Annotated in this window: 15 protein-coding genes, 7 tRNA genes and 3 pseudogenes; 13 read left to right on the forward strand and 12 right to left on the reverse strand. The window is 72.6% G+C overall.

Going from position 1 to position 22986, the window contains the following annotated elements; all coding sequences use genetic code 11:
- Positions 1-91: 91 nt before the first annotated feature.
- On the reverse strand, positions 92-340 hold the full coding sequence (locus ACFVFR_RS10540) for a DUF3073 domain-containing protein (RefSeq protein WP_383699568.1): 249 nt from the start codon (positions 338-340) through the stop codon (positions 92-94).
- A 937-nt stretch (positions 341-1277) separates the two neighbouring features.
- Positions 1278-2423, reverse strand: coding sequence for a Leu/Phe/Val dehydrogenase (locus ACFVFR_RS10545; RefSeq protein WP_383699570.1), 1146 nt, complete (start codon positions 2421-2423; stop codon positions 1278-1280).
- Positions 2424-2615: 192 nt separating this feature from the next.
- Here ACFVFR_RS10545 and ACFVFR_RS10550 point away from each other — a divergent pair, with 192 nt between their 5' ends.
- Positions 2616-3452, forward strand: coding sequence for a hypothetical protein (locus ACFVFR_RS10550; RefSeq protein ID WP_383699572.1), 837 nt, complete (start codon positions 2616-2618; stop codon positions 3450-3452).
- Positions 3453-4007: 555 nt separating this feature from the next.
- Positions 4008-4214 (forward strand): developmental transcriptional regulator BldC, encoded by a 207-nt coding sequence (gene bldC / locus ACFVFR_RS10555; protein WP_003949541.1) that lies wholly within the window; start codon positions 4008-4010, stop codon positions 4212-4214.
- Between the two features lie 538 nt (positions 4215-4752).
- On the opposite strand, the gene ACFVFR_RS10560 is transcribed toward bldC, so the two are convergent.
- The 4 genes and pseudogenes from ACFVFR_RS10560 to ACFVFR_RS10575 form a co-directional block, all read right to left on the reverse strand.
- Positions 4753-4989: a DUF6274 family protein gene (locus ACFVFR_RS10560; RefSeq protein ID WP_383699574.1), complete on the reverse strand. Its 237-nt coding sequence runs from the start codon at positions 4987-4989 to the stop codon at positions 4753-4755.
- Positions 4990-5665: 676 nt separating this feature from the next.
- Positions 5666-5740 (reverse strand) — tRNA-Asp (locus tag ACFVFR_RS10565).
- A 264-nt stretch (positions 5741-6004) separates the two neighbouring features.
- A pseudogene (hrpA, locus tag ACFVFR_RS10570) lies at positions 6005-9493 on the reverse strand (ATP-dependent RNA helicase HrpA); the annotation flags it as partial.
- A 261-nt stretch (positions 9494-9754) separates the two neighbouring features.
- Positions 9755-10501: pseudogene (locus ACFVFR_RS10575) on the reverse strand (DEAD/DEAH box helicase); the annotation flags it as partial.
- Between the two features lie 588 nt (positions 10502-11089).
- Between ACFVFR_RS10575 and ACFVFR_RS10580 the strand changes: the two are divergent.
- Positions 11090-12193 carry an ABC transporter permease gene (locus tag ACFVFR_RS10580; RefSeq protein ID WP_383699576.1) on the forward strand — a complete coding sequence of 368 codons (1104 nt, stop codon included), beginning with the start codon at positions 11090-11092 and terminating at the stop codon, positions 12191-12193.
- 188 nt (positions 12194-12381) lie between these two features.
- The gene (locus ACFVFR_RS10585) at positions 12382-13308 is read left to right on the forward strand and encodes an NADP-dependent oxidoreductase (RefSeq protein WP_383699578.1); all 927 of its coding nucleotides are present in this window, start codon (positions 12382-12384) and stop codon (positions 13306-13308) included.
- A gap of 129 nt (positions 13309-13437) precedes the next feature.
- Here the strand turns inward: ACFVFR_RS10585 and ACFVFR_RS10590 are convergent.
- Positions 13438-13511, reverse strand: a tRNA-Phe gene (locus tag ACFVFR_RS10590).
- A gap of 20 nt (positions 13512-13531) precedes the next feature.
- Positions 13532-13606, reverse strand: a tRNA-Asp gene (locus ACFVFR_RS10595).
- A gap of 409 nt (positions 13607-14015) precedes the next feature.
- On the opposite strand from ACFVFR_RS10595, the gene ACFVFR_RS10600 reads away from it, so the two are divergent.
- The 3 genes from ACFVFR_RS10600 to ACFVFR_RS10610 all read left to right on the forward strand — a co-directional run bounded on the left by ACFVFR_RS10600 (position 14016) and on the right by ACFVFR_RS10610 (position 16303).
- Positions 14016-14852 carry an alpha/beta fold hydrolase gene (locus tag ACFVFR_RS10600; protein ID WP_383699580.1) on the forward strand — a complete coding sequence of 279 codons (837 nt, stop codon included), beginning with the start codon at positions 14016-14018 and terminating at the stop codon, positions 14850-14852.
- 70 nt (positions 14853-14922) lie between these two features.
- On the forward strand, positions 14923-15510 hold the full coding sequence (locus ACFVFR_RS10605) for a TetR/AcrR family transcriptional regulator (protein ID WP_383699582.1): 588 nt from the start codon (positions 14923-14925) through the stop codon (positions 15508-15510).
- 94 nt (positions 15511-15604) lie between these two features.
- Positions 15605-16303: a type 1 glutamine amidotransferase domain-containing protein gene (locus ACFVFR_RS10610; RefSeq protein WP_383699584.1), complete on the forward strand. Its 699-nt coding sequence runs from the start codon at positions 15605-15607 to the stop codon at positions 16301-16303.
- Positions 16304-16483: 180 nt separating this feature from the next.
- Here the strand turns inward: ACFVFR_RS10610 and ACFVFR_RS10615 are convergent.
- From ACFVFR_RS10615 to ACFVFR_RS10625, 3 genes are all read right to left on the reverse strand, one after another.
- Positions 16484-16557 (reverse strand) — tRNA-Phe (locus tag ACFVFR_RS10615).
- A 23-nt stretch (positions 16558-16580) separates the two neighbouring features.
- Positions 16581-16655, reverse strand: a tRNA-Asp gene (locus ACFVFR_RS10620).
- Positions 16656-17082: 427 nt separating this feature from the next.
- A tRNA-Glu gene (locus ACFVFR_RS10625) sits at positions 17083-17158 on the reverse strand.
- Positions 17159-17379: 221 nt separating this feature from the next.
- Here ACFVFR_RS10625 and ACFVFR_RS10630 point away from each other — a divergent pair.
- The 5 genes and pseudogenes from ACFVFR_RS10630 to ACFVFR_RS10650 form a co-directional block, all read left to right on the forward strand.
- A pseudogene (locus tag ACFVFR_RS10630) lies at positions 17380-17646 on the forward strand (metallopeptidase family protein); the annotation flags it as partial.
- A gap of 90 nt (positions 17647-17736) precedes the next feature.
- A complete protein-coding gene (locus tag ACFVFR_RS10635) occupies positions 17737-17886 on the forward strand; it encodes a metallopeptidase family protein (RefSeq protein ID WP_383699684.1) in 150 nt (49 codons plus the stop codon).
- 302 nt (positions 17887-18188) lie between these two features.
- Entirely contained in the window at positions 18189-18770 is a 582-nt protein-coding gene (locus ACFVFR_RS10640; RefSeq protein ID WP_383699586.1) for a hypothetical protein, read from the forward strand.
- A gap of 459 nt (positions 18771-19229) precedes the next feature.
- Complete coding sequence (locus ACFVFR_RS10645; protein WP_383699588.1) at positions 19230-21386, forward strand: DEAD/DEAH box helicase; 2157 nt, start codon at positions 19230-19232, stop codon at positions 21384-21386.
- Between the two features lie 172 nt (positions 21387-21558).
- A tRNA-Lys gene (locus ACFVFR_RS10650) sits at positions 21559-21631 on the forward strand.
- A gap of 55 nt (positions 21632-21686) precedes the next feature.
- Here the strand turns inward: ACFVFR_RS10650 and ACFVFR_RS10655 are convergent.
- Complete coding sequence (locus ACFVFR_RS10655; protein WP_383699590.1) at positions 21687-21878, reverse strand: hypothetical protein; 192 nt, start codon at positions 21876-21878, stop codon at positions 21687-21689.
- 370 nt (positions 21879-22248) lie between these two features.
- On the opposite strand from ACFVFR_RS10655, the gene ACFVFR_RS10660 reads away from it, so the two are divergent.
- Positions 22249-22560, forward strand: coding sequence for a hypothetical protein (locus tag ACFVFR_RS10660; RefSeq protein ID WP_383699592.1), 312 nt, complete (start codon positions 22249-22251; stop codon positions 22558-22560).
- Positions 22561-22986 lie beyond the last annotated feature (426 nt).

A 22986-nucleotide genomic window follows, 5' to 3' on the forward strand; every position in this document is an offset into this window, starting at 1 on the left:
GGCAGCACAGAACCCGGTCCGGGGCGGCGGGCCCTGGACCGGGTTGATGTTGGTGCTGTGAACGCCGTAGACGTGCCGTGGACGCGAGACGTCAAGCACGCCGACGGTGAGCTGAAGAGTCCGAGGGCTCATCATCGCCCTCGTCGTTGTAACGATCCGCGTACTCCGCGTACGGATCGTCCTCTTCCAGCTCATCGTCGAGCGGCTCGCTGTTCGGCGGCTGCTTCGTCGTCGATGCGCCTAGCTCGTTGGCCAGGCGTGAGAGATCCGTCCCACCGCTGTTGTACTTCAGCTGGCGGGCGACCTTTGTCTGCTTGGCCTTGGCCCGGCCGCGCCCCATGGCTCGACCCCCTCGGTGACGGGGCTCGACGGCCCCAGAGTCTTGACACGCGTTCATGAGTCGGAGCGGACTCTCGACGGAGAGACCGGTCCGTAGGGCTTCAACGGTACCTGTTTCTCTGGCCATACGGTACGTCGCCCACGGCACGTGCCACCTGGCAGAACCTACGAGGCGCCCCGTCCTCGCTGGTCAGCAGCGATTTTAACGCGTCTTGGGCGCCGACCCGCCGGCGGGCCGTGAGGGATCTCTCCCTCGCGGCCTCCGAGGCGTGCGCTCAGGCGCCGTGGCCGGGTCCCGGGTGCCTTCCGCCGCCCGCCGGTGGCCGCGCGACGGCCCCCGGGTGACGTCGCCGCGACACCCGGCCCAACGCTGGGCGGCCTCCGACCCGCCCGCCCCGCGCCTGGCGGCGGCGCCGAAGGCGGGGCGGATGCCGGATTTCGCCCACTCGGACTCGGCCACCCGAGGCCCACGCGGAGCGGCCTGGCCAGCCGGTCGCGTCCCCTGGGCCCGGGCGGGCGGGCAGGCGAATTCCAGCCGTGTGCGAGCCAGTGGATCGGCCGGGCACGGGCCGGGGCGAGCGGCCGTCGGAGGCCCGTGAGGCTGATGTGAGTGACGAGTCCTCTGTCGCCCAGCGGGCGTGCGGAGGCCACGGAGCCGGCGGGGGCGCGGCGGCCCAGGGGCCTCCGTAGGGCCAACCGGCGCCGGTCGGCGGCGTTCGTCGGGCCTCCGTGAGGAGCGCGGGGCGCTGGTCGGCGGGGCCCGCCGGGAGGGGCGGGCCCCGTGGCGCGCGGGCGGGGCGGCGCCGTAACCGGGGTGTTGTACGGCTGCCGCGTACCCGCGCGCCGGGGTGGGCGAAGGCGGCGGCGGAAGCCACGGCAGGGATGGCGCCGTGGCCCGCGCCCCGCTTCCGCGACGGGGTCGTCCGCCCCGGGCGGGACTAGTCCCGGCGCGCCTCGGCCATCCGCTGCTCGGCGATCCGGTCGGCCGCCTCGGCCGGCGGGATGCCCTCGGACGTGGCGCGATCGAATATGGCCAGCGTCGTGTCGTAGATCTTCGTCGCCTTGGCCTTGGCCCGGTCGAAGTCGAAACCGTGCAGCTCGTCCGCGACCTGGATCACGCCACCGGCGTTCACCACGTAGTCCGGCGCGTACAAGATGCCCCGGTCGGCCAGGTCCTTCTCGATGCCGGGGTGGGCGAGCTGGTTGTTGGCCGCGCCACACACCACCTGGGCGGTCAGGGCCGGCACGCTGACGTCGTCGAGGGCGCCGCCCAGCGCGCAGGGGGCGTAGACGTCGAGCTCTCCGGTGATCAGGTCGCTGGTGCTGTCCACCACCTTGACCTGCGGGAACCGCTCCCGTACGCGGTCGATGGAGGCGCTCTGCACGTCGGTGATCACCACGTCGGCACCGTCCTCGACCAGGTGCGCCACCAGGTGGTGACCGACCTTGCCGACACCGGCGACGCCGACCCGGCGGCCCCGCAGCGTGGGCTCGCCCCACACGTGCTGGGCGGAGGCGCGCATGCCCTGGAAGACACCGAAGGAGGTGAGCACGGAGGAGTCGCCCGCGCCGCCGTTCTCGGGGGAGCGGCCGGTGGTCCAGCGGTTCTCGCGGGCCACCACGTCCATGTCGGTCACGTAGGTGCCGACGTCGCAGGCGGTGACGTAGCGCCCGCCGAGCGAGGCCACGAAGCGGCCGTAGGCCAGCAGCAGTTCCTCGCTCTTGAGGCCGCCCCGCTCGGTGCTGGCCGGGTCGCCGATGATCACGGCCTTGCCGCCGCCGTGCTCCAGGCCGGCGAGGGCGTTCTTGTACGACATGCCGCGCGCGAGGTTGAGCGCGTCCAGGACGGCTTCCTCGTCGGAGGCGTAAGCGTGGAACCGGGTGCCGCCGAGGGCCGGGCCCAGGGCGGTGGAGTGGATGGCGATCACGGCCTTGAGGCCGGTCTCGCGGTCCTGGCAGAGCACGACTTGCTCGTGGCCGCCCTGATCCGACTGGAAGAGCACGGAGAGCGGATCGCTCGCACGCACGGTCGGGCCGTCGACGCTGACGGAAGGACGTACGTCAGTCACGGTGGTGACTCCCATATGTCGCGGGTGAGTGCCCTCCGGGGGGTGGGGGAGGGCCGGACGGCAAGAGCGTAAGACCTGTGACGCCAGAGGTTGGGCACAGTGCGGAGGATCACTCACTCGGGGGCCGTGGGCGTGGGACGATGCGAGCGGCCGTAAGGCGTGGCACGGCGCTCTTCGGTGACGAGTTTCGGCTGTGAGGGAGCGGGCGTGACCTTGGCGTCTTCGGTGATTGTCCCGTACGCGGCGTATCTACGGGTCTATGAGCCGTTGGCCGCATTTCCCGAGCCGGAGCGCAGCCACTGGGCGGAGTACGCGCGCCGGGAGCGCATGCCCAGTGCGCAAGACGAACTGCGGCGTTCGCTGGCGGACCTGCTTCCGGTGCCGCCGGTTCCGGTGCCGGTGCACGAGAGCGACGACGCGTTCGTGGCCACCGTGGACGGCGTCACCTGTGTCTGCCCCTGGCGCACCCGGCTGCGCGGCTGGCTCGCGCTGGAGGAGGTCGCCGAGCAGTTGCCGGGGCCGTTGGTGGACGCCGCCCTGCCGCCGGTGGTGCGCCGCCAGGCGGTGGCCGATTTCGAGCGGTGGCTGGAGCGCAATCCGGACGCCCGGCCGTGGATCCGCAGCGCCACCTGGCACGTGCCGGTGCGCTGGTTCGTCCTGTTCGCCGACGCGGAGCGGGAGTACGCCAAGAACGAGGACGGCCTGCTGCTGCGCTACCGCACGCCGATGGTCGAGGCCCGGCGTCGCGTCGCCCGGGGGCTGAAGGCGCTCAAGGAGGCGCTGGAGGAGGGTCCGTTGATCGACGGCCTGCTGGACGTGGGGCGCTGGCTTGAGGAGTTCCATCCGCGCTCACTGGTGGAGTTGGACTACGGCGGTCTGGTGCACGCGCTGCCCGAGGAGCAGTTGGACGAGGACCACTCGGCCGCGGACGTCGCGGAGGGGCTGGCCGCGCTGCGCAGCGGCGACGGGGCGCGGGCCGGAGTCGCGTATGAGCGTCTGACGGAACGTTGGAGCTCTGTACGGGATCGGCAACGATCTAGCTGAAGTAACGTCACAGACAGCGGTTCAGGGCCGTTACGGGGTGTCGCGTGTGGCGCCGGCGGGTCAAGCTGGGAGCGCTGTCACGAGGAGACGGGCGGCGGCGTGGTCAGATCGGGACGTAGGTCCTGATCCGGGCGATTGCCTCAACCGTGATCTAAAGCACTGAGTTCGGGCCTTGCGGCCATCCCCCATCCTCGTGTCAAAATAGGACAAGGAGTCCACGACGGACTCCGTCCGTCCAACTAAGGGCGGATGTATCGGTATTGCGCTCCTTGGTGGGTCTGGTGACGCGTGGTCCTTCTGTGACTGATCGTCACGGCGGCGTGACTGTCCGCTATGGCATGGTCCATCGGCTTCCGTCGAGGTTGAACACCTGAGAGGGCAATTCCATCGGTTTGGCCGACGTGGCTGGACAGATGGTGTAGTTGTAGTGCCGAGGACAAGCCGTTCGTCCTATAACCGACTCGGCCCGCGTCCGCCATTTCGGGCAACGCGGGTCAAGGTGCAGAATTTAGAGGAAAGAACCGTGATGGTTCGGTTCTCCCGAGGAGGCCGCTCATGACCGCTCGCACCCCTGATGCCGAGCCGCTGCTGACCCCGGCTGAGGTTGCCACGATGTTCCGCGTGGACCCGAAGACGGTCACACGGTGGGCCAAGGCTGGCAAGCTCACGTCCATCCGCACGCTCGGAGGACACCGGCGCTACCGCGAAGCGGAGGTCCGCGCCCTTCTGGCGGGCATTCCGCAGCAGCGCAGCGAAGCCTGAAATAACCGCATAACCGGGCATTTCTGGGTCCCCCAATCCAGAACTCGCCCGTCTCGCTCCACACGACCGGCGTCTGCCCCAACAGGCGCCACGCCTGCGTGACTTGGGCATGTCGTCGATCGCGCTGGACTCCGCCGGGTCCAGCGCGGTCTTTTTTATGCCCGAACGCGCCCGTATCCGACCGCTTCGCGGAGGTCCCGGCCCCCGGCCGGGCATCTGATCGGCCTCTGCGGGCCGCTCGTTCCGCCGGGCCCGGCGGGCGGCAGCCTGCTCCGTCGTGACGGTTCGGGGTGGCATACCGACCGAACCAGCCCGGTTTTGCGGGCTCGCGGTGATACCCGCGCACCGGGGTGCAATTGCACATATTAAATTGAGAGGGTGTAGGCGGGGCGTAAGTTCCCCCGGCGCGGAAACTCTTTCGGTGACTCCCGTCACAGTCCGCCGCACTTGTCTGCTATGCCTCAAGTGCGATATGCGATCCCCGTATTCGGACGCATCCACCCTGTCACCGGACACGGGGCGTACACAGCGCCGTTGGTCATCGCTCCGGGGGACTTTCGTCCCCTGTCGGCCGGGCGGCCCCGGAGGTCCGGCCACGGGTGAACTCCACGCCCCGGGTCGCCGAGGTCGGGTCGGGCTGTCCGGGCTGCTCCAGGGCCAGCCGCAACAGGCGGTGGCAGACCGGGCAGTGCCGGGTCAGGTGCCGGTATCCGGATGCTGCGGAGAGGTGGGCGCGCAGCAGCGCCCTCGTTTCGTGTTTCACCGACGTCGCCATATGCGTACCTCCCGGCCCCCACGGCCTCCCTGACTGGGTACCGCCGGCGCGTGCCGCAGTCAAGGCGCACAGAGGCGCGAACACATGCGGGCCGGTACGTTCCGGTCGGCCGGAGCGCGCCGGTCGGGCCGCGCCGGAGCTGCTGGAAGGCGCTCAGGGAGGTTGCGGAAAGGGTTCCAGAACGCCGCGCGCACGCCCCCACCCCGATCGGCCCCAGGCCCTGCGGCCTCGGCCCGCTCACGCGCGCCCACGGCCCCTCCCGCCCCGCGTGCCCCCTCCGTTTGCCTGCCGGGTCAGCTCCCGCCGAGCGCCCCGTACGGGCCGAGTGGCGGTCTCGCGCGGCGGGCGGCGGGTTACCGCCTGATCGCGCCCGACGCGGGCCGGGGCGGCCGGTGCGGGGCGGCTCCGGCGCGCGGCCTGGGGCGCGGCGCTCCGCGCGGCTCTGGGCGCGTGAGGCGTGCACGGGGCCGGTGTGGCGGGGGCCGCCGCCAGCGGGGGCGCTGAGCCGGTGTGGACGGCGCGCGGCCCGGCGCGGGGCGCGGCGAAATTCGAGGCGCGGCCATATCCGGGGCGCGGCGGAATTCGGGGCGTGGGGGAGCGGTGGGCCTCGGGGTGAGGAGACGACAAAAGCGGTGAGGCCCGCGTCCCTGGGGGACACGGGCCTCACCGCTTACTGCGGTCCTGACGGGATTTGAACCCGCGGCCTCCACCTTGACAGGGTGGCGAGCACTCCAAACTGCTCCACAGGACCTTGCTTTCGCGCCGCGCTGTTGTGCTGCCCGGCTGCGAGACGAGACTCTACAGCAGGTCAGGGGGTGGGGTCGAACCGCGCCCCCGGGCCGTCCCGTGGGCCCCCGCCGACCGCGTCGCGCGGCCCCGCCAAGCGTCCCGCCCACTTCCGTACGCGCCAACGCGCCGCCGCACGCACCCGCCCTCCTGGGCGTACGCCCCGGAGCCGAGCCGGCGCGCGGCCCGAGGTGGGCGGGTCGTGCCGGAGTCCGATCGGGCGGGGGCGTCAGGGCGCCGCGGCGTCCACGGCCTTCACGATGCGCTTGTCGGAGATCGGGTAGGCCGTGCCCAGGGCGTGGGCGAAGTAGCTGACCCGCAGCTCCTCGATCATCCAGCGGATCTCCAGCGCCTCCCGTGGCACGGGCCGCCCCGGGTGCTTGTGCTGGAGCTGTTCGAGCAGCCACAGGTACTCGTCCCGCATCTCGTGCACCTTCGCCATCCGGGTCCGGTCCCGCTCGGCGTGGTGGGGCAACTGCTGGAGCCGCCGGTCGACCGCCACCAGATAGCGCATGAGGTCGGGCAGCCGGCGTACGCCGTGCTCGGTGACGAAGCCCGGTTTGACCAGCTCGGCGAGCTGCTCCTTGACGTCGGTCAGGGAGGGCACCAGCACCATGCTCGTGGTGGCCTTGAGCCGGCGCTCGCACGCCTGCCAGGCGGCGAGCACCTCGCGCACCTTGCTGACCGTGTCCATCGTCACGTCGGTCACGTCCGCGCGGACGGCGTCGAAGAGCTTGCGGAAGGACTCCTCGTCCCAGGCCGGACCACCGCGCGTCGCGATCAGCCGGTCGACGGCGGCTGACACGCAGTCCTCGAAGAGCGCCTGCACGCTGCCGTGCGGGGAGCGGGACAGCGCCAGCTTGGCCCCGTTGTCCAGCTTTCCCTGCGCGAACTTGGCTGGATTTGACGGCAGGTTGAGCAGGATCAGCCGACGGGTGCCCGCCCACATCGCGCGCGCCTGCTCCGGCTCGGTGTCGAAGAGCCGGACCGCCACCGAGGCGCCCTCGTCCACCAGCGCGGGGTACGCCTTGACCGGCTGGCCGCCGCGCCGGGTCTCGAAGGTGCGCGGCAGGCTGCCGATGGTCCAGGCGGTGAGCCCCGAGCGCTGCTCGATGCCCGCGCTCTCCTTCGAGGTGGCGAACACCTTGGTGATCGCGGCCTGCGTCTTGGGCTGGAGGGACGCCCTGAGCGTGATCAGGTCCTTGTCCTCGGCGAGCTTGCGGCGCCGCTCGTCCACCACCCGGAAGGTGATCTTCAGGTGCTCGGGGACCTTCGCCGCGTCCCAGTCCTCCGGGGTGATCTTGATGCCCACCATGCGCTGGAGCTCCCGGCCGAGCGCCTCCGTCAGCGGCCCCTGCGGGGCGCCGCCGCTGAGTCCGGCCGTCGGCGTGACCCGCTCCAGGAAGCGTCGGGCGTAGTCGGGGGCGGGCACGTAGTTGCGGCGGATCGGCTTGGGCAGCGAGCGGATCAGCTCCGTCACCAGGTCCTGGCGGAGCCCCGGGATCTGCCAGTCGAAGCCGTGGGCCTCGACCTGGTTGAGCACCTGGAGCGGGATGTGCACGGTCACGCCGTCCGCGTCCGCGCCCGGCTCGAACTGGTAGGTCACCCGGAACTTCAGCCGGCCCTGCCACCACGTGTCCGGATAGGCGTCCTTGGAGACGCCCTGCGCGCGCTCGTTGATGAGCATCGACTTCTCGAAGCTGAGCAGCTCCGGTTCGTCCCGGCGTTTGTGCTTCCACCAGGAGTCGAAGTGCGCACCCGACACGACGTGTTCGGGCACCCGCTGGTCGTAGAAGTCGAACAGCGTCTCGTCGTCGACCAGGATGTCGCGCCGCCGTGCCCGGTGCTCCAACTCCTCGACCTCGCCGAGCAGCTTGCGGTTGTCGTGGAAGAACTGGTGGTGGGTGCGCCAGTCGCCCTCGACCAGGGCGTTGCGGATGAACAGGTCACGGCTGGTGACCGGGTCGATCCTGCCGTAGTTCACCTTGCGCTGGGCGACGATCGGCACGCCGTACAGCGTCACCCGCTCGTACGCCATGACCGCGGCCTGCTTCTGCTCCCAGTGCGGCTCGCTGTAGGTGTGCTTGACCAGGTGCTGGGCCAGGGGTTCGACCCACTCCGGCTCGATTCTGGCGTTCACCCGCGCCCACAGCCGCGAGGTCTCCACCAGCTCGGCCGACATGATCCACCGGGGCGGCTTCCTGAACAGCGCGGAGCCCGGGAAGACCGCGAACTTGGCGTTGCGCGCGCCCAGGTAGTCGCCCTTGCCGCCGGGCTTGCCGGTGCTCTTGGACTGGCCCTTCTGCCCGGCCTTCGCGGCGTCCTCGGCGGTCTCCTTGAGCCCGATGTGCGAGAGCAGGCCGGCCAGCAGCGACTGGTGCACCTGGTCGGCGGGGATCTCCGTGTCCGTCGCCGAGACCTCGATGTCCATGGACTTGGCGACCGTACGCAACTGGCTGTAGATGTCCTGCCACTCGCGTATCCGCAGGTAGTTCAGGAACTCCGAGCGGCACATGCGGCGGAAGGCGGAGGAGGACAGCGCCTTCTGCTGCTCCCTGACGTAGCGCCACAGGTTCAGCAGCGCCAGGAAGTCGCTGGTCTCGTCCCGGAAGCGGGCGTGCTGCTGGTCGGCCTGCTGCTGCTTGTCGGCGGGGCGCTCGCGCGGGTCCTGGATGGACAGCGCGGCGGCGATGACGATCACCTCGCGCGCGCAGCCGTTGCGGTCGGCGGCCAGGATCATCCGGGCCAGCCGCGGGTCGACCGGGAACTGCGACAGCTTGCGGCCCAGCGGGGTCAGCCGCTGGCCACGGCCCTTGCGGCCGGGTCCGCGCTCGCCGCCCCGGGACTGCCGTCGCTGGCCGCCCCGCCCGGGCTCCCGGTCCTGCTCGCTGTCGTCCTCCGTCGCGCGCCCCTCGTCGGCCTGGCGCCCGCGCTCCTGGTCGGCGGCCCGCTCGGGGGCGCGGTCGGGCTCGCGGTCGCCGTCCGGCCGGTCCGGATCGGTGGCCTGCCGCTGGGCCTCGATGGCGCCCAGCTCGTGCAGCAGGTCGATGCCGTCCTTGATGTTGCGCCGGTCCGGCGGGTCGATGAAGGGGAAACGCTCGATGTCGCCGAGCCCGGCCGCGGTCATCTGGAGGATCACCGAGGCGAGGTTGGTGCGCAGGATCTCGGCGTCGGTGAACTCGGGCCGGGTGAGGAAGTCGTCCTCCGAGTACAGCCGGACGCAGATGCCGTCGCTGGTCCGGCCGCAGCGGCCCTTGCGCTGGTTGGCGCTGGCCTGCGAGATCGGCTCGATGGGCAGCCGCTGCACCTTGGTGCGGTGGCTGTAGCGCGAGATGCGGGCGGTGCCGGGGTCGATGACGTACCGGATGCCGGGGACGGTCAGCGAGGTCTCCGCCACGTTGGTGGCCAGGACGACGCGGCGGCCGGTGTGCCGCTGGAAGACGCGGTGCTGCTCGGCGTGCGAGAGCCGCGCGTACAGCGGCAGGATCTCGGTGTTCCGCAGCTTCTTCTTCTCCAGCGCGTCGGCCGTGTCGCGGATCTCCCGCTCGCCCGAGAGGAAGACGAGGATGTCGCCCTCGCCCTCGCGCTGGAGCTCGTCCACGGCGTCGCAGATGGCCGTGACCTGGTCGCGGTCGCCGTCCTGGCCGCCCTCTTCGAGGAGCGGCCGATAGCGCACCTCGACCGGGTACGTACGGCCGCTGACCTCGATGATCGGCGCGCCGGTGGGCTCGGAGGCGGTGGGCTCGGAGGCGGGCGCCGTCGCGTCGGCGCGGGCGGCGGGTGTCGCGCCGGCGGCGAGGGCGGGGCTGGTCGCGGGCGCCGGGTCGGGCTCGGGCGCCGCGCCGTCGGGCCGGGGGGCGGCGGGGGCCTCGGTGGGTACGTCGGCGGCGCCGGGCGCGGCCTCCGGCGAGCGACGGCCCGCGCCGCGCCGGGGGCGGCCACCACGGGCGTCCCGGCCGGTCCCGGCGCCCGGCGGACTGTCGCCGACCCGGGCGAAGGACGCGAAGTGCCGGGAGAAGCGCTCGGGGTCGATGGTCGCCGAGGTCACGACGACCTTGAGGTCGGGGCGGCGGGGCAGCAACTGCGCCAGGTAGCCGAGGATGAAGTCGATGTTGAGGCTGCGCTCGTGTGCCTCGTCGATGATGATCGTGTCGTACTGGCGCAGTTCGCGGTCGGTCTGGATCTCGGCCAGCAGAATGCCGTCCGTCATCAGCTTGACCAGCGTGTCCCCGCTGACCTGGTCGGTGAAGCGCACCTTCCAGCCGATCGTTTCGCCTAGCTGGGTGCCCAGCTCGTCGGCGATCCGCTCGGCCACCGTACGGGCCGCGATCCGGCGCGGCTGGGTGTGCCCGATGAGCCCGCGCACGCCCCGGCCGAGCTCCATACAGATCTTGGGGATCTGGGTGGTCTTCCCGGAGCCGGTCTCGCCCGCGACGATCACCACCTGGTGGTCGCGGATGGCCGCCAGGATGTCGTCCTTCTTCTGGCTGACCGGCAGCGACTCGGGATAGCTGATCTTCGGGACGGCGGCGCGGCGGTGCGCCACGCGTCGTTCGGCCTGCTCGATCTGGTCGGCGATCTCGGCGAGCACGGCCGCACGGGCCTCGGGCTGGCGAATCCGGCGCGCGCCGTCGAGTCGGCGCCCCAGCCGCTGCTCGTCGCGCAGCATCAGCTCGGGCAGCCGCTCCAGCAGGGCGGGCAGGGCGGGGGCAGGCTGAGTGGACATACGCGACCAAGGATCTCACCTCGCCGAAAGAGCTGGCGAACCATTTGTGCGTCGCCGCTCGCACAGGGCCGAGGAACAGCCACCTTCGGCCGGATCGGGGCCGGCGGGTCCGACGCGCGGACGGCGCTGTCCGGTGGGAGCGGAGCGGTCCGGTGGGGGCGGAGCGGTCCGCTGGGGGCGGTCCGGTGGGAGCGGTACGCCGAGCGCGGCGGGCGTCGCGCCGGGCCGGCTGCGCGGGGTACGGGGCGGGCCTCGCGGGGGACGAGGCGGGCCCCGCGGGGTGCGGGGCGGGCGACTCGGGAGGAATGTCCGTGATGCGTGGCTTAGCGTGACGTCATGGACGACCCGCGTGCACGGCCCGTCCCCGACGACCCCGACCCCGACCCGAACCCAGCCTCGGGCCGCGAGCCAGCCCCGGGCCGCGAGCCAGCCCCGGACCCCCGCCCAGCTCCCGCCCCCGGCCCAGCCCCGGGCCGTGAGCCAGCCCCGGACTCGACCTCGGCCCCGACCCCGCCCCGGCCGGCGGGCGCCCCGAGCCCGCCGCGTGACGCCGCGCCCGAGGCGACACCCGGCCGGCCCACCGGCGAGGTGGCAGGCGGGGCGGCCGGCCCCGCGCCCGGCGGAGCGCACCCCGAGGGGCGGCCGGTCTCGCGCTGGGCGGCGTTCAAGGACTCCCCGTTCTTTCCGGCCACGGTGCTGGTGATCATCCTGGCGGCGGCCGCCGGCCTGTTCGCCGGTTCGTACACCTACGTCATGGCCAACCCGACCCCGCACCACGTGCCGACGGCGGTGGTCGGCGCGAGCGACAGCCCGCGCGGCAGGGCGTTCGTGCGGGGGATGGAGGAGGCTTTGGACGCCTCGCTGGAACTGCGCGAGTACGCGACGTACGCCCAGGCCAAGCGGGCCGTGGACGAGCAGCGGGTGTTCGCCGTGCTGGACGTGCGCCGCCCGCCCCGGAGCCGGCCGGGCGGCGCGGGGGACCGCGTGGAGCTGGACATCTCCAGCGCGTCGGGGGCCTCGGTCGCCGAGGTGTTCGCCAGCGCGGGGCCACGGGTCGGCGCGCGGGTGGGGGTGCCGGTCACGGTGCGCGACATCAAGCCACTCCAGCGGGGCGACCCGCGCGGGCTGGCGATCTTCTACGTGTCGCTCGCGGCGGTGATCATCGGCTTCGTCGGCGCGATCCAGCTCAGCGTGCACGCCCGCTCGCTCGACCCGGCCGAGCGGATCGCCTTCACCGCCGCGTACGCGCTGCTCGGCGGATTCGCCATCGCGGCGGTGGTGGACTGGCTGCTGGGCGCGCTGGAGCTGCCGTTCGTGGAGTCGTGGCTCATCCTGGCGCTGACGCTGTTCGCCTCGGGCATGGTCTTCACGATGTTCAACACCCTCGTCGGCCGCTGGGCCATGCTGCCGACCTGGGGACTGATGGTGTTGCTGGGCAATCCGTCGTCGGGCGGCGCCGTCTCCTGGCCGCTGCTGCCCTCCGTGCTCGGCCACATCGGCCGCTGGCTGCCACCCGGCGCGTCGGTCAACGCCCAGCACACGGCGGTCTACTTCGGCGGCCACCAGCACGCCTTCCCCTTCCTGGTGCTGGCCGGCTGGGCGGTCGTGGCCAGCGCGGTCTTCTGGTTCTGGCGGCATCGCCACCCGGGCGGCCGTGCGGCGCGGGCCCCCGCCGCCGCGCCGGCGGCCTAGCGTGGGCCGCCGCACCGCACGTACCCCGACCCCGCACGTACCCCGACCCCGCACGTACCCCGACCCCGCACGTACCCCGACCCCGCACGTACCCCGACCCCGCACGCACCCCGACCCCACACCGCACACACCCCGCGCCCCCGACCACATGGCCGGGCCGGGGCGACCCCCATGGAGTGAGGAGCACCGTGAAGGCTGTGAGCTACCGCGCGTACGGCGGGCCCGAGGCCCTGGAGTACGGCGACCTGCCCGAACCCAAGGTCGGGCCCGACTCGGTCCTGGTCCAGGTCAGGGCCGCCGCGGTGAACCCGGTGGACTGGAAGGCCCAGGCCGGTCACCTCAACTCGCTGCTGGACGTGACCTTCCCGGTGGTCCCCGGCTGGGACGTGGCCGGCGTCGTGGTCCGGGGCGGCCTGGACACCCCGGAGTTCGCCGAGGGCGACGAGGTCATCGGCTACGTCCGCAAGGACACCCTGTCCGGCGGGACGTTCGCGCAGTACGTGGCGGCCCCGGTGCGCACCCTGGCCCGCAAGCCCGCCCGTCTCACCTTCGAGCAGGCCGCGGGGTTGCCGCTGGCCGGGCTCACTGCGTACCAGGCGCTCACCAAGGCGCTGCGCGTGGGCGAGGGCGACACGCTGCTGGTGCACGCGGCGGCCGGCGGGGTGGGTTCGATGGCCGTGCAGATCGGCCGCCACCTGGGCGCCCGCGTGATCGGCACGGCCAGCCCGCGCGGTCACGACTTCGTACGCTCCCTGGGCGGGGAGCCGGTCAGCTACGGGGACGGGCTGGCCGAGCGGGTGCGGGCGCTGGCCCCCGAGGGTGTGGACGCGGCCTTCGACCTGGTCGGCGGGGACGCGGTCACGGTCTCGGCCGAGCTCACGCGGGACCCGCGCCGCATCGCCTCGATCGTGGACCCCGCGGTGACCCCGCTGGGCGGGCGTTACCTGTGGGTCCGCCCCCACGCGACCGACCTCGCGGCCCTGTCCACCCTGGCCGACGCCGGGGCCCTCACGGTCCCGGTGGCCCAGACCTTCCCCCTGGAGCGCGCCGCCGACGCCCAACGCCTGAGCGCGGAGGGCCACGTGCGCGGCAAGGTGGTCGTGACGGTGGACTGAGCCCCCGACGCGGGCCGTCGCGCACGCGCGGGTACGACGCGGCGGGCGGCGGGCCGCCAAGAGCCGGTCCGCACAGCGATGAGGCCCCGACCGTCAGCCCGGTCGGGACCTCACCGCCGCGCGCCACGGTGGCTGGGGCCGGGATCGAACCGGCGACCTATCGCTTTTCAGGCGATCGCTCGTACCAACTGAGCTACCCAGCCACGCAACCTCGCGGTTGCGGCGGTCCTGACGGGATTTGAACCCGCGGCCTCCACCTTGACAGGGTGGCGAGCACTCCAAACTGCTCCACAGGACCAGGCTCACGTGCGAGCACCAGTCTCGCACACGGTCTCGCGTGCCCCCAACGGGATTCGGGCCCGACACCGTTACGTTCCCGGCTCGCGGAGATGCGCGGGATCCCGGTCGTCACGTCCTTCCGGAGGCCGCGTCGAGCTCGGCCCGCCCGGCCCCGCCCCCGTGCCGACGTGTCAGCGTGGGGAGGCGTGTCGTCACCGCCGCGCGTCCCTCCTCCCCCATCCGCGGGCCTGCCCCCGACGAGGGCGGCTCGACGAGCCCCGGACGCGGCCGGCCGTGGCCGCCGCCGGTCCGTGCGGCGATCTCCCGGCCGACATCGTGGCGGAGGGGGTGGCGCTTCGAGTAGACCGGTCGTATAGTCCTGGTGTCGGAACACGACAGCCACCGAACTCCCGGAAGGGGACGGCATCATGGGGCGTATCACGGTCGGTACGGAGAACAGCGCCGACATCACGCTGCACTACGAGGACAAGGGGGCCGGGCAGCCGGTCGTCCTGATCCACGGCTACCCACTGGACGGCAACTCCTGGGAAGGCCAGGTCCCCGCCCTGCTGGCATCCGGCCACCGGGTCATCACCTACGACCGCCGCGGCTTCGGCAAGTCCAGCCAGCCCGCGACCGGTTACGACTACGACACCTTCGCCGCCGACCTGAACACCCTCATGGAGACCCTCGACCTGCGCGACGCGGTCCTGGTGGGCTTCTCGATGGGCACCGGCGAGGTCGCCCGCTACCTGTCGGTCTACGGCTCCGACCGGGTCGCCAAGGCCGTGTTCCTCGCGTCACTGGAACCGTATCTGGCGATCACCGACGACAATCCCGACGGCGCCGCCCCGCTCTCCTTCTTCGAAGGCGTCTCCGAGGCGGTCAAGGAGGACCGCTACGCCTTCTTCACCAGCTTCTACGCCGACTTCTTCAACCTCGACGAGAACCTGGGCACCCGGGTGAGCGAGGAGGCCGTGCGTCACGCCTGGAACGTCGCGGCGGGCGCGGGCCCGATCGCTTCGGCCGCCGCCCCGTTGACCTGGCCCACCGACTTCCGGGCCGACATCCCCCGGATCGACGTCCCCGCCCTGATCGTGCACGGCACGGGCGACCGCACCCTGCCGGTCGACGCCACCGGACGTCGCTTCGCCAAGGCCCTGCCCGCCGCCAGGTACGTCGAGATCGACGGCGCGCCGCACGGGCTGCTCACCACCCACACCGCCGAGGTCAACGAGATCCTCCTGGACTTCCTCGGCCGTTGACGCGCCGGGCCGAGCCGTGGACGCGGATAATCGTATAGACGACTGGTCTAATGGACGGTAGGGTCGAGGCATGTCAGCCACGCAGGGCGATACTCGCCGCAGCATCCTCGACGTCGCCCAGCAGATCATGTCCCGCAAGGGGTTCTCCGCGGTGGGCATCAACGAGGTCCTCTCCGCGGCCGGGGTGCCGAAGGGGTCGTTCTACCACTTCTTCGCCTCCAAGGACGCCTTCGGTGAGGCCATGATGCGGGCCTACTTCGCCGACTACCTGGCGAACATGGACCGCGTCCTCGCCGAGCCGGGCCTGACCGCGGGGGAGCGGCTGATGAACTACTGGCAGTACTGGCGCGAGACGCAGAGCGTCGACGAGTGCCAGGGCAAGTGCCTGGCCGTCAAGCTCGGCGCGGAGGTCTCCGACCTGTCGGAGGCGATGCGGCTCGCCCTGAAGGAGGGCACCACCGCCATCGTCGACCGCCTGGAACGAATGATCGCGGCCGGCCTGGAAGACGGCTCGGTCGCCGTCGACGGCACCCCGCGCGAGACCGCGCAGGTCCTGTACGACATGTGGCTCGGAGCGAGCGTCATGGCCAAGATCCACCGCGACATCGCCCCGCTGGACACCACGACGACGGTCACCCGTCAACTCCTGCACCTGTAGCACCCGGCCACACCTCAACCCCGAAGACCCGCCCGAACGCCGGCCGTCTGCCGCACCACGTGGAGACGACCGGTCTACTAAAAGGAGTCACGCCATGAAGGTCCTCATCGTTCTCACCTCGCACGACGAACTCGGCACCACCGGCCGCAAGACCGGCTTCTGGTTGGAAGAGCTCGCGGCCCCCTACTACCGCTTCAGGGACGCCGGCGCCGAGGTCACCCTCGCCTCCCCCAAGGGCGGCAGGCCGCCGCTGGACCCGAAGAGCAACGAACCCGCCTCCCAGACCGACCAGACCCACCGCTTCGAGGCCGACGCCGAGGCCATGGCGGCGCTCGCCGACACCGTCCGCCTGGACTCCGTCTCCGCCGACGACTTCGACACCGTCTTCTACCCGGGCGGCCACGGCCCCCTGTGGGACCTGGCCGAAGACCCCACGTCCGTCCGGCTCATCGAATCCATCCTGCGCGCGGGCAAGCCCGCCGCCCTGGTCTGCCACGCCCCCGGCACCCTGCGCCACGCCACCAACCCCGACGGCACCCCCCTCGTCCGGGGTCGGAGGGTCACCGGCTTCACCAACGGCGAGGAGGCCGCGATGGGCCTGACCGACGTCGTCCCCTTCCTCGTCGAGGACGAGTTGAAGCGACTGGGCGCCGACTACGCCAAGGTCGGCGACTGGCAGCCCTACGTCATCACCGACGGCCTGCTCGTCACCGGTCAGAACCCCGCCTCCTCCGGACCCGCCGCCGATGCCCTGCTCACCCTCCTCACCCGGGTAGACGACGCCCGCGCCTAGCTGTACTGATCACGAGCGCTGCCGGGCGCGCGGATGAGTGGCCTCGCGCGCCGGGTGCCCGCACCGGCCCCGGGGCGTGACAGGTCGGCGGACGCCGAAGCGGTCGAGCGTGCTCGATGAGGGAAGGACGGCACAGCGAAGCACGAAAAGGCCCCGATCCGAGGATCGGGGCCTTGGCTGTGGCTGGGGCCGGGGTCGAACCGGCGACCTATCGCTTTTCAGGCGATCGCTCGTACCAACTGAGCTACCCAGCCACGAAGTTCACGAGGAACTTCAGCGGTCCTGACGGGATTTGAACCCGCGGCCTCCACCTTGACAGGGTGGCGAGCACTCCAAACTGCTCCACAGGACCTCGCGCACGGCACACCCGATGGGGAGTGTGTAGTGCTTGGGGATTGGTTCCGGCGCTCACGCCCGAACTGATTGATGACTATACCCGACGAAGGCCGACGAGAAGAAATGAGCAATATGCCCGCTTTGCGGGCGCCGGGTCGCCCGCTGTCCGTTCGGCTGTGGCGCGGGTCCACCCACCGCCGGACCGTCCTTCCGCGCCTGCGTCGGGGTGCGGGGGCACGGGGGGTGGGTCGGGTCGGGGGCGCACCTGGACGGCTGGCGGTACCACCTTGGCGGCGATCGCCTGTCCGTGTTCGCGGCGTCCCGTGTCCCGTCCGCGCCACGCGGCGTACCGCGCGTCGGACCGCCGCTGACGCGGTGCGGACGTCCGCAACACAAAAAGTCCCCCTGGCCGGCGTTTCCGCTGGTCAGGGAGACTGTAAGAGTGGTGCCCCCAACGGGATTCGAACCCGTGCTACCGCCTTGAAAGGGCGGCGTCCTGGGCCACTAGACGATGAGGGCTGATGGCCCACCTGGGCGCCTTCCGGCGCCGTCGGGGACGTGAGAAGCATATGGGATGCCGACGGGGATCGCCAAAACGGTTTCCCGCGCGGTGGGGGCGGGGGTGACCAGGGGCGTCGTGGTGGCGCTCGGGGCCCGGGTGGTTTGGGGTGCGCGGGGGTGTCCGGTGCGCGCGTGGGGCGCGGGCGGGGCGCCTGCCCGACAATGGCCGGGTGCTGGAAATGACGCGCGAGGAGTTCGAGGAACTGGTCGCCGAAGCCCTGGACCGCATTCCGCCCGAGCTGACGCGGCTCATGGACAACGTGGCGGTGTTCGTGGAGGACGAGCCCCCCGCGGACGATCCGGAGCTGCTCGGGCTCTACGAGGGGACGCCGTTGACCGACCGTGGCGAGTGGTACGCGGGCGTGCTGCCGGACCGGATCACCATCTACCGGGGGCCGACGGTGCGGATGTGCGCGCACCACGAGGGTGTGACGCCGGAGGCGGACGGGCCCACGGGGGAGGGTGCGCTGGGAGGGGGCGACGGGTCCGCCGCGCGCGGTGCGCCCGTGGCGGCCGGGGGGTTCGCGGCCGGCGACGTGCCCGCGCCGGGTGGTGAGCCGGCGACCGGTTCGCGGGCGGCCTTCCGGGACGCGGTGCGGGACGAGGTGGCCGTGACCGTGGTCCACGAGGTGGCGCACCACTTCGGCATCGAGGACGAGCGACTGCACGAACTCGGCTGGGGCTAGCGGCCTCTTCGGCCCGGCGGCCGCCGGGGCGGGGCGCTCGCGCCGCGCGGGGAGGGCAGTTGGCCCCGCGTACGCGCTCCGCGCGGGCCGGACGGATTCGGGGGCCGACGGGAGGGCGTGGCCGGTGGGGCGCGTGTCCTGGGTGGGGCGGGGCCAGTTGGGCAGGAGGCCCGCACCGTGCGCCGGAAGGTAGCCCACCCATGCCTGACATGTCCGCCTGTGTTCCCGAGGGCTCCCGAGCTTCTCGCCTCCCCCGTGACTCTCGTGCCACCCACGCCTCACACATGTCCCGGGACGCTCGCGTGCCGCGACCCCTCGCGCGCACGGTGCCGCGTGCCTCGGCGCGCGTCGCGGCCGTGGTGCTGGCCGCGATGGCGTTGGCGGGGTGCATGAGCGTCTCCGAACCGGACCGTACGCGTCCGGCCGGCGGCGAGGGGCGGAGCGGCCAGCCCGACGGGGTGTTGCCCGGCCACGACGGCGGCGCCGTGCTGCCCGACGGGGCCCGCCGGGCGGACGCGCGGCCCCGCCCGGACGGTTCGGGCGACGCCTCGCCGTCGCCCGAACGCGGAGACGACGAGAAGCCGGACAAGCGGCGCGACCCCGACGACGGCGAGGGGCCGGCCGAGCCGGGTAGGGGCGAGAAGGAGCCGTCGCGCACGCCGCCCGCCGCCGATCCGGCGCCCCGGCCCGACGTGCCCGCTCCGACGGCCACGGGTTCGGTGCCGCGCCCCCGGCCGACCACGCCGCGCCCGAGCAGTCCGCCGCCGGAGCCCAGCGTGCCCGTACCGACCGCCGAGCCGACCACCTCGCCACCCCCGACCACGCCGCAACCCACCGAGGGGGCGGGGTCCGCCCCGCAGCCGAGACCCCTGCGGGAGCGGTGAGGCGGCGGGGGCGACGCCCGAGGTCGGGGCGGCGGGACGGCGCCCGGTGCCGTGGTGTCCCGGTGGGACGACGGGCGGGCTGTCGGGTGTGGGGAGGGGCGCGGCCGGGTGGGTGTGACGGGGCTCTCGGCGAGCGGAAAGCCGGGAGCGGCGGGCGCGGTGGGGCTGTTGGGGGCGGGGCCGCGACCGGTGGGGAGGGTGCGGGTGGGTCGGCGACGAGGTGGGTCCGGCGGGGGAGCGCGGGGGCCGGGGGCGGGGATTTGCCTTCCGGGGGGCGGGGTGCGTATGGTGGTAGATCGTTTGATCCCATTTGCCCGGCCGACTTCGGAGAACCTCTCCCGGAGCGCGCCGCGTGGCGCGTTCCTTTCCTTGCCGTGGCTGACCGCATCGAGGCGGTCGTTTGCGAAATCACACGGAGTCTGGGCGCGTGCCGTAACTCCGGAAGGTTTCGCGTTTCGCATGTCCATTTCTGCTGAGCACACCGTCATGCCCGAGGTCACCGAGACCGGCATGATCCCCGAGGACACCGCGGCGACCGCCGCTCCCGAGGCCGTCGTGGCCGAGGTCACCCCCGCCGTCGCCGAGCCGGCCGAGACCGCCGTCGCCGGCGAGTCCGCCGAGGTCAGCGCGTCCCACGCGCAGGGCGAGGAACTCCCCGAGGCGTCCGACGAGGTCGCCGAGGACGCTGAGGACGCCGAGAAGACCATCACCTTCGCCGACCTCGGGCTGCCCGAGCAGGTCGTCCGCAAGCTGAAGCAGAACGGCGTCACCACCCCGTTCCCGATCCAGGCCGCGACCATCCCGGACGCGCTGGCGGGCCAGGACATCCTCGGCCGAGGCCGCACCGGCTCCGGCAAGACCCTCTCCTTTGGCCTCCCGCTGCTGACCCAACTCTCCGGTGGTTTCACGGAGAAGAAGCGTCCCCGTGGCCTGATCCTGACCCCGACCCGCGAGCTCGCGATGCAGGTCTCCGACGCGCTCCAGCCGTACGGCGACGTACTCGGCCTGAAGCTCAAGGTCGTCTGCGGCGGCACCTCGATGGGCAACCAGATCTACGCCCTGGAGCGCGGCGTGGACATCCTGGTCGCCACTCCGGGCCGACTGCGCGACATCATCAACCGCGGCGCCGCCACCCTGGACCGGGTGCAGGTCGCCGTGCTCGACGAGGCCGACCAGATGGCCGACATGGGCTTCCTGCCCGAGGTCACCGAGATCCTGGACCTGGTGCCGACCGGCGGCCAGCGGATGCTGTTCTCCGCGACGCTGGAGAACGAGATCGACACCCTCGTCAAGCGCTACCTGTCCGACCCGATCACGCACGAGGTCGACGCGGCGCAGGGCGCGGTCACGACCATGACGCACCACGTGCTCGTCGTGAAGCCGAAGGACAAGGCGCCGGTCACCGCCGCCATCGCGGCGCGCAAGGGCCGCACCATCATCTTCGTCCGCACCCAGATGGGCGCCGACCGCGTCGCCGAGCAGCTCGTGGACGCCGGTGTGCGCGCCGACGCGCTGCACGGCGGCATGACCCAGGGCGCGCGGACCCGTACGCTGGCCGACTTCAAGGACGGTTACGTCAACGTCCTGGTCGCCACGGACGTCGCGGCGCGCGGCATCCACGTGGACGGCATCGACCTGGTGCTGAACGTGGACCCGGCCGGCGACCACAAGGACTACCTGCACCGCTCCGGCCGTACGGCCCGCGCGGGGCAGAGCGGCACCGTCGTCTCGCTGGCCCTGCCGCACCAGCGCCGGCAGATCTTCCGACTGATGGAGGACGCGGGCGTCGACGCCTCGCGGCACATCGTCGGCGGCGCGGGCGCCTTCGACGACGACGTGGCGCGCATCACCGGCGCCCGCTCCCTCACCGAGGTGCAGGCCGAGTCGGCGGCGAACTCGGCCAAGCAGGCCGAGCGCGATGTCCAGGACCTCACCCGCCAGTTGCAGCAGGTGCAGCGGCGCGCGACCGAGCTGCGTGAGGAGGCCGACCGCCTGCTGGCCCGCGCGGCCCGCGAGCGCGGCGAGGACCCGGCCGCGGCCGTGGCCGCGGCGGCGCCCGCCGACGCCACCCCGGCGGCGGAGCCCGTCGCCGAGGCCGGTGCGCGGGACGGCGACGCGGACGCGCCCGCCGCCCCCGCGGCCGAGGAGCGCGCCGAGCAGCCCGTGGACGCCGCGCCGAGCCGCCCGGAGCAGGAGCGCGGCGGGTACGAGCGCCGCGACGACCGGGGCAACTTCGACCGCCGTGAGCGTCGTGACGAGCGTCCCTCGGGTGGTTTCCGGCGCGATGACCGTCCCTCGGGTGGTTTCCGTCGTGACGAGCGTCCTTCCGGTGGTTTCCGTCGTGACGAGCGTCGGGATGACCGTGGTGGTCGTTCCTTCGACCGTCGTGACGAGCGCCCCTCGGGCGGCTTCCGCCGCGACGAGCGTCCCTCCGGCGGCTTCCGCTCGGACCGCCCGTACAACCGCGACCGTCGTGACGAGCGCCCCTCGGGCGGTCACCGCCCGGCCAACAGCGACCGGCCGCACGGCCGCCGTGACGACCACCGTGGCGGCGCCGCCGGCACCGGTTCCTTCGGCCGCCGCGACGACAAGCCGCGCTGGAAGCGCAACGGCTGATCGATGAGTGACGGGGCGGGGCCCGAACGGCACGGTGGTGTCGTACGGGCCCCGCCCCGTGCGCCCGGCGGGCGCACCGCCACCACGCGCACGGCCTCGTACGACCCCGTGTGGCCCCGAACTCCCCGGGGGCTCGGGGCCCGGCGGACGGCCGGGCTATGCTGCGTGGTGCGGGCCATTAGCTCAATTGGCAGAGCAGTGGACTTTTAATCCATTGGTTCAGGGTTCGAGCCCCTGATGGCCCACCGAACAGGTCTCCGACGTCGTGGCGTTGACCAGCGCGGGAAGGCCCCGGTCCGCTCAGGAGGGCCGGGGCCCCTCGTCGTCTTCGGGCTTCCGCGTGAGCGATGCGTGCGCGGCGGTGTCGGAAGATGCCTGCCGGCGAGCTCTGGGCACCAACACGGCGGCAGGCTCCGTCAGCTCCTGCCTGGTCTCGGCGAACAGCGGCATACAGGGGCCCGTGGTGAGCACGGCCGTGAAGGGCCGCAGCATCTCCTTCGCGTCCCGCGGGCCATCGCCACCACCGGCTGGAGCCTCTCCGAGCCCGCCTGCCACTACGCCCCGGGGGTGCCTGTGGCACTCACCGACTGGCGGAGGCCCGCACACGCCACCGCGGCCCCTGACCCCGCCGAGATCGCACCCCACACCACGAAGTGCTCCCGCCCACGGGCGGGGACGCTTCGCGGTCACCACACTTCCGTCGCGATCAGATGAAGCCCGTACCGAAACCGCTCCTGCGCCCCTCGGGCACTGGCTACAGTGCGAGCCCACCCCCCGTTCCACGCGCTCAAGCGCACTCACCCGGGGGGCAGCCATGTCCGTTCCGCCTCAGCCCAGCTTTCGGCCAGGGAGCTTTCCCAGGATGTTCAACGGCCCCGTGGACAAGGCCCTGTGGATCACTTTGCCTCTCGCCCTCGCCATGTTCGCGCCCTACTATGTGGCCTTCCTGGCCGCCCTACCGTTCGTCATCGCCACGAACAAGCGTGTTGTACGGCCCTGGGTCCCCGGCGCGTACCTGGCATTCGGGCTGGTCATCATCCTGGTCGCGTCGAACAGGCATCCAGCGCTGGACCCCGCGTCCGGGCCTGTCACCCCCCTCATCGTCATCTACTGTGCCGCCGCGGCCACGCACACCGCCTTGCTCGACAGTCCGTCGGTCACCATCGGTAAGTAGCTCGCCGACTCTCCCGCCCGCCGGTGCGCGGCCCTCCACCCATACCCCGGTCTTGGCGTCCCCGCGTGCGGCGAAGGCAGCGAGCCGAACGTCAGAGCCTGCGGGCGGGCCATGCGGAGGCAACTCGCCGACGGGGTTCGAGCCCCTGATGGCCCACCAGGAAGAACCAGGTCGAGAGTCGTTCGGCCTGGAGGGCGGGGACGTTTCGCCCGCCTGGTGGATCACCAGCTGGTCTGATGCTGGCGAGAGGCCAACGGTCACCGTGGCTGCGGCCGGCGGGTGCGGGTCCCGGCCGGGGCGGCGGCTGGGGGCAGTGGTGCGCGACGCGGGCCACGGCCAGATCGTCGGGCGGGCCGAGCACATGAGCGAGCCGGCGCGCTGGCGGAGTGGGCGCGTCCCTCGGCGTCCGCGCTCGCGCGGTCGGCG

Origin of the sequence: Streptomyces sp. NPDC057702, assembly GCF_042799315.1 — a bacterium.
In the GTDB taxonomy this organism is placed as follows: Bacteria; Actinomycetota; Actinomycetes; order Streptomycetales; family Streptomycetaceae; genus Streptomyces.

Bases quoted from the DNA above. Each gene is read 5' to 3' on its own strand.
- ACFVFR_RS10600 (WP_383699580.1), top strand. From the start codon at position 14,016: ATGGGGCGTATCACGGTCGGTACGGAGAACAGCGCCGACATCACGCTG.
- ACFVFR_RS10655 (WP_383699590.1), bottom strand. From the start codon at position 21,878: ATGCTGCGGCCCTTCACGGCCGTGCTCACCACGGGCCCCTGTATGCCG.
- ACFVFR_RS10605 (WP_383699582.1), top strand. From the start codon at position 14,923: ATGTCAGCCACGCAGGGCGATACTCGCCGCAGCATCCTCGACGTCGCC.
- ACFVFR_RS10560 (WP_383699574.1), bottom strand. From the start codon at position 4,989: ATGGCGACGTCGGTGAAACACGAAACGAGGGCGCTGCTGCGCGCCCAC.
- ACFVFR_RS10540 (WP_383699568.1), bottom strand. From the start codon at position 340: ATGGGGCGCGGCCGGGCCAAGGCCAAGCAGACAAAGGTCGCCCGCCAG.
- ACFVFR_RS10610 (WP_383699584.1), top strand. From the start codon at position 15,605: ATGAAGGTCCTCATCGTTCTCACCTCGCACGACGAACTCGGCACCACC.
- ACFVFR_RS10645 (WP_383699588.1), top strand. From the start codon at position 19,230: ATGTCCATTTCTGCTGAGCACACCGTCATGCCCGAGGTCACCGAGACC.
- bldC (WP_003949541.1), top strand. From the start codon at position 4,008: ATGACCGCTCGCACCCCTGATGCCGAGCCGCTGCTGACCCCGGCTGAG.
- ACFVFR_RS10545 (WP_383699570.1), bottom strand. From the start codon at position 2,423: ATGGGAGTCACCACCGTGACTGACGTACGTCCTTCCGTCAGCGTCGAC.
- ACFVFR_RS10660 (WP_383699592.1), top strand. From the start codon at position 22,249: ATGTTCAACGGCCCCGTGGACAAGGCCCTGTGGATCACTTTGCCTCTC.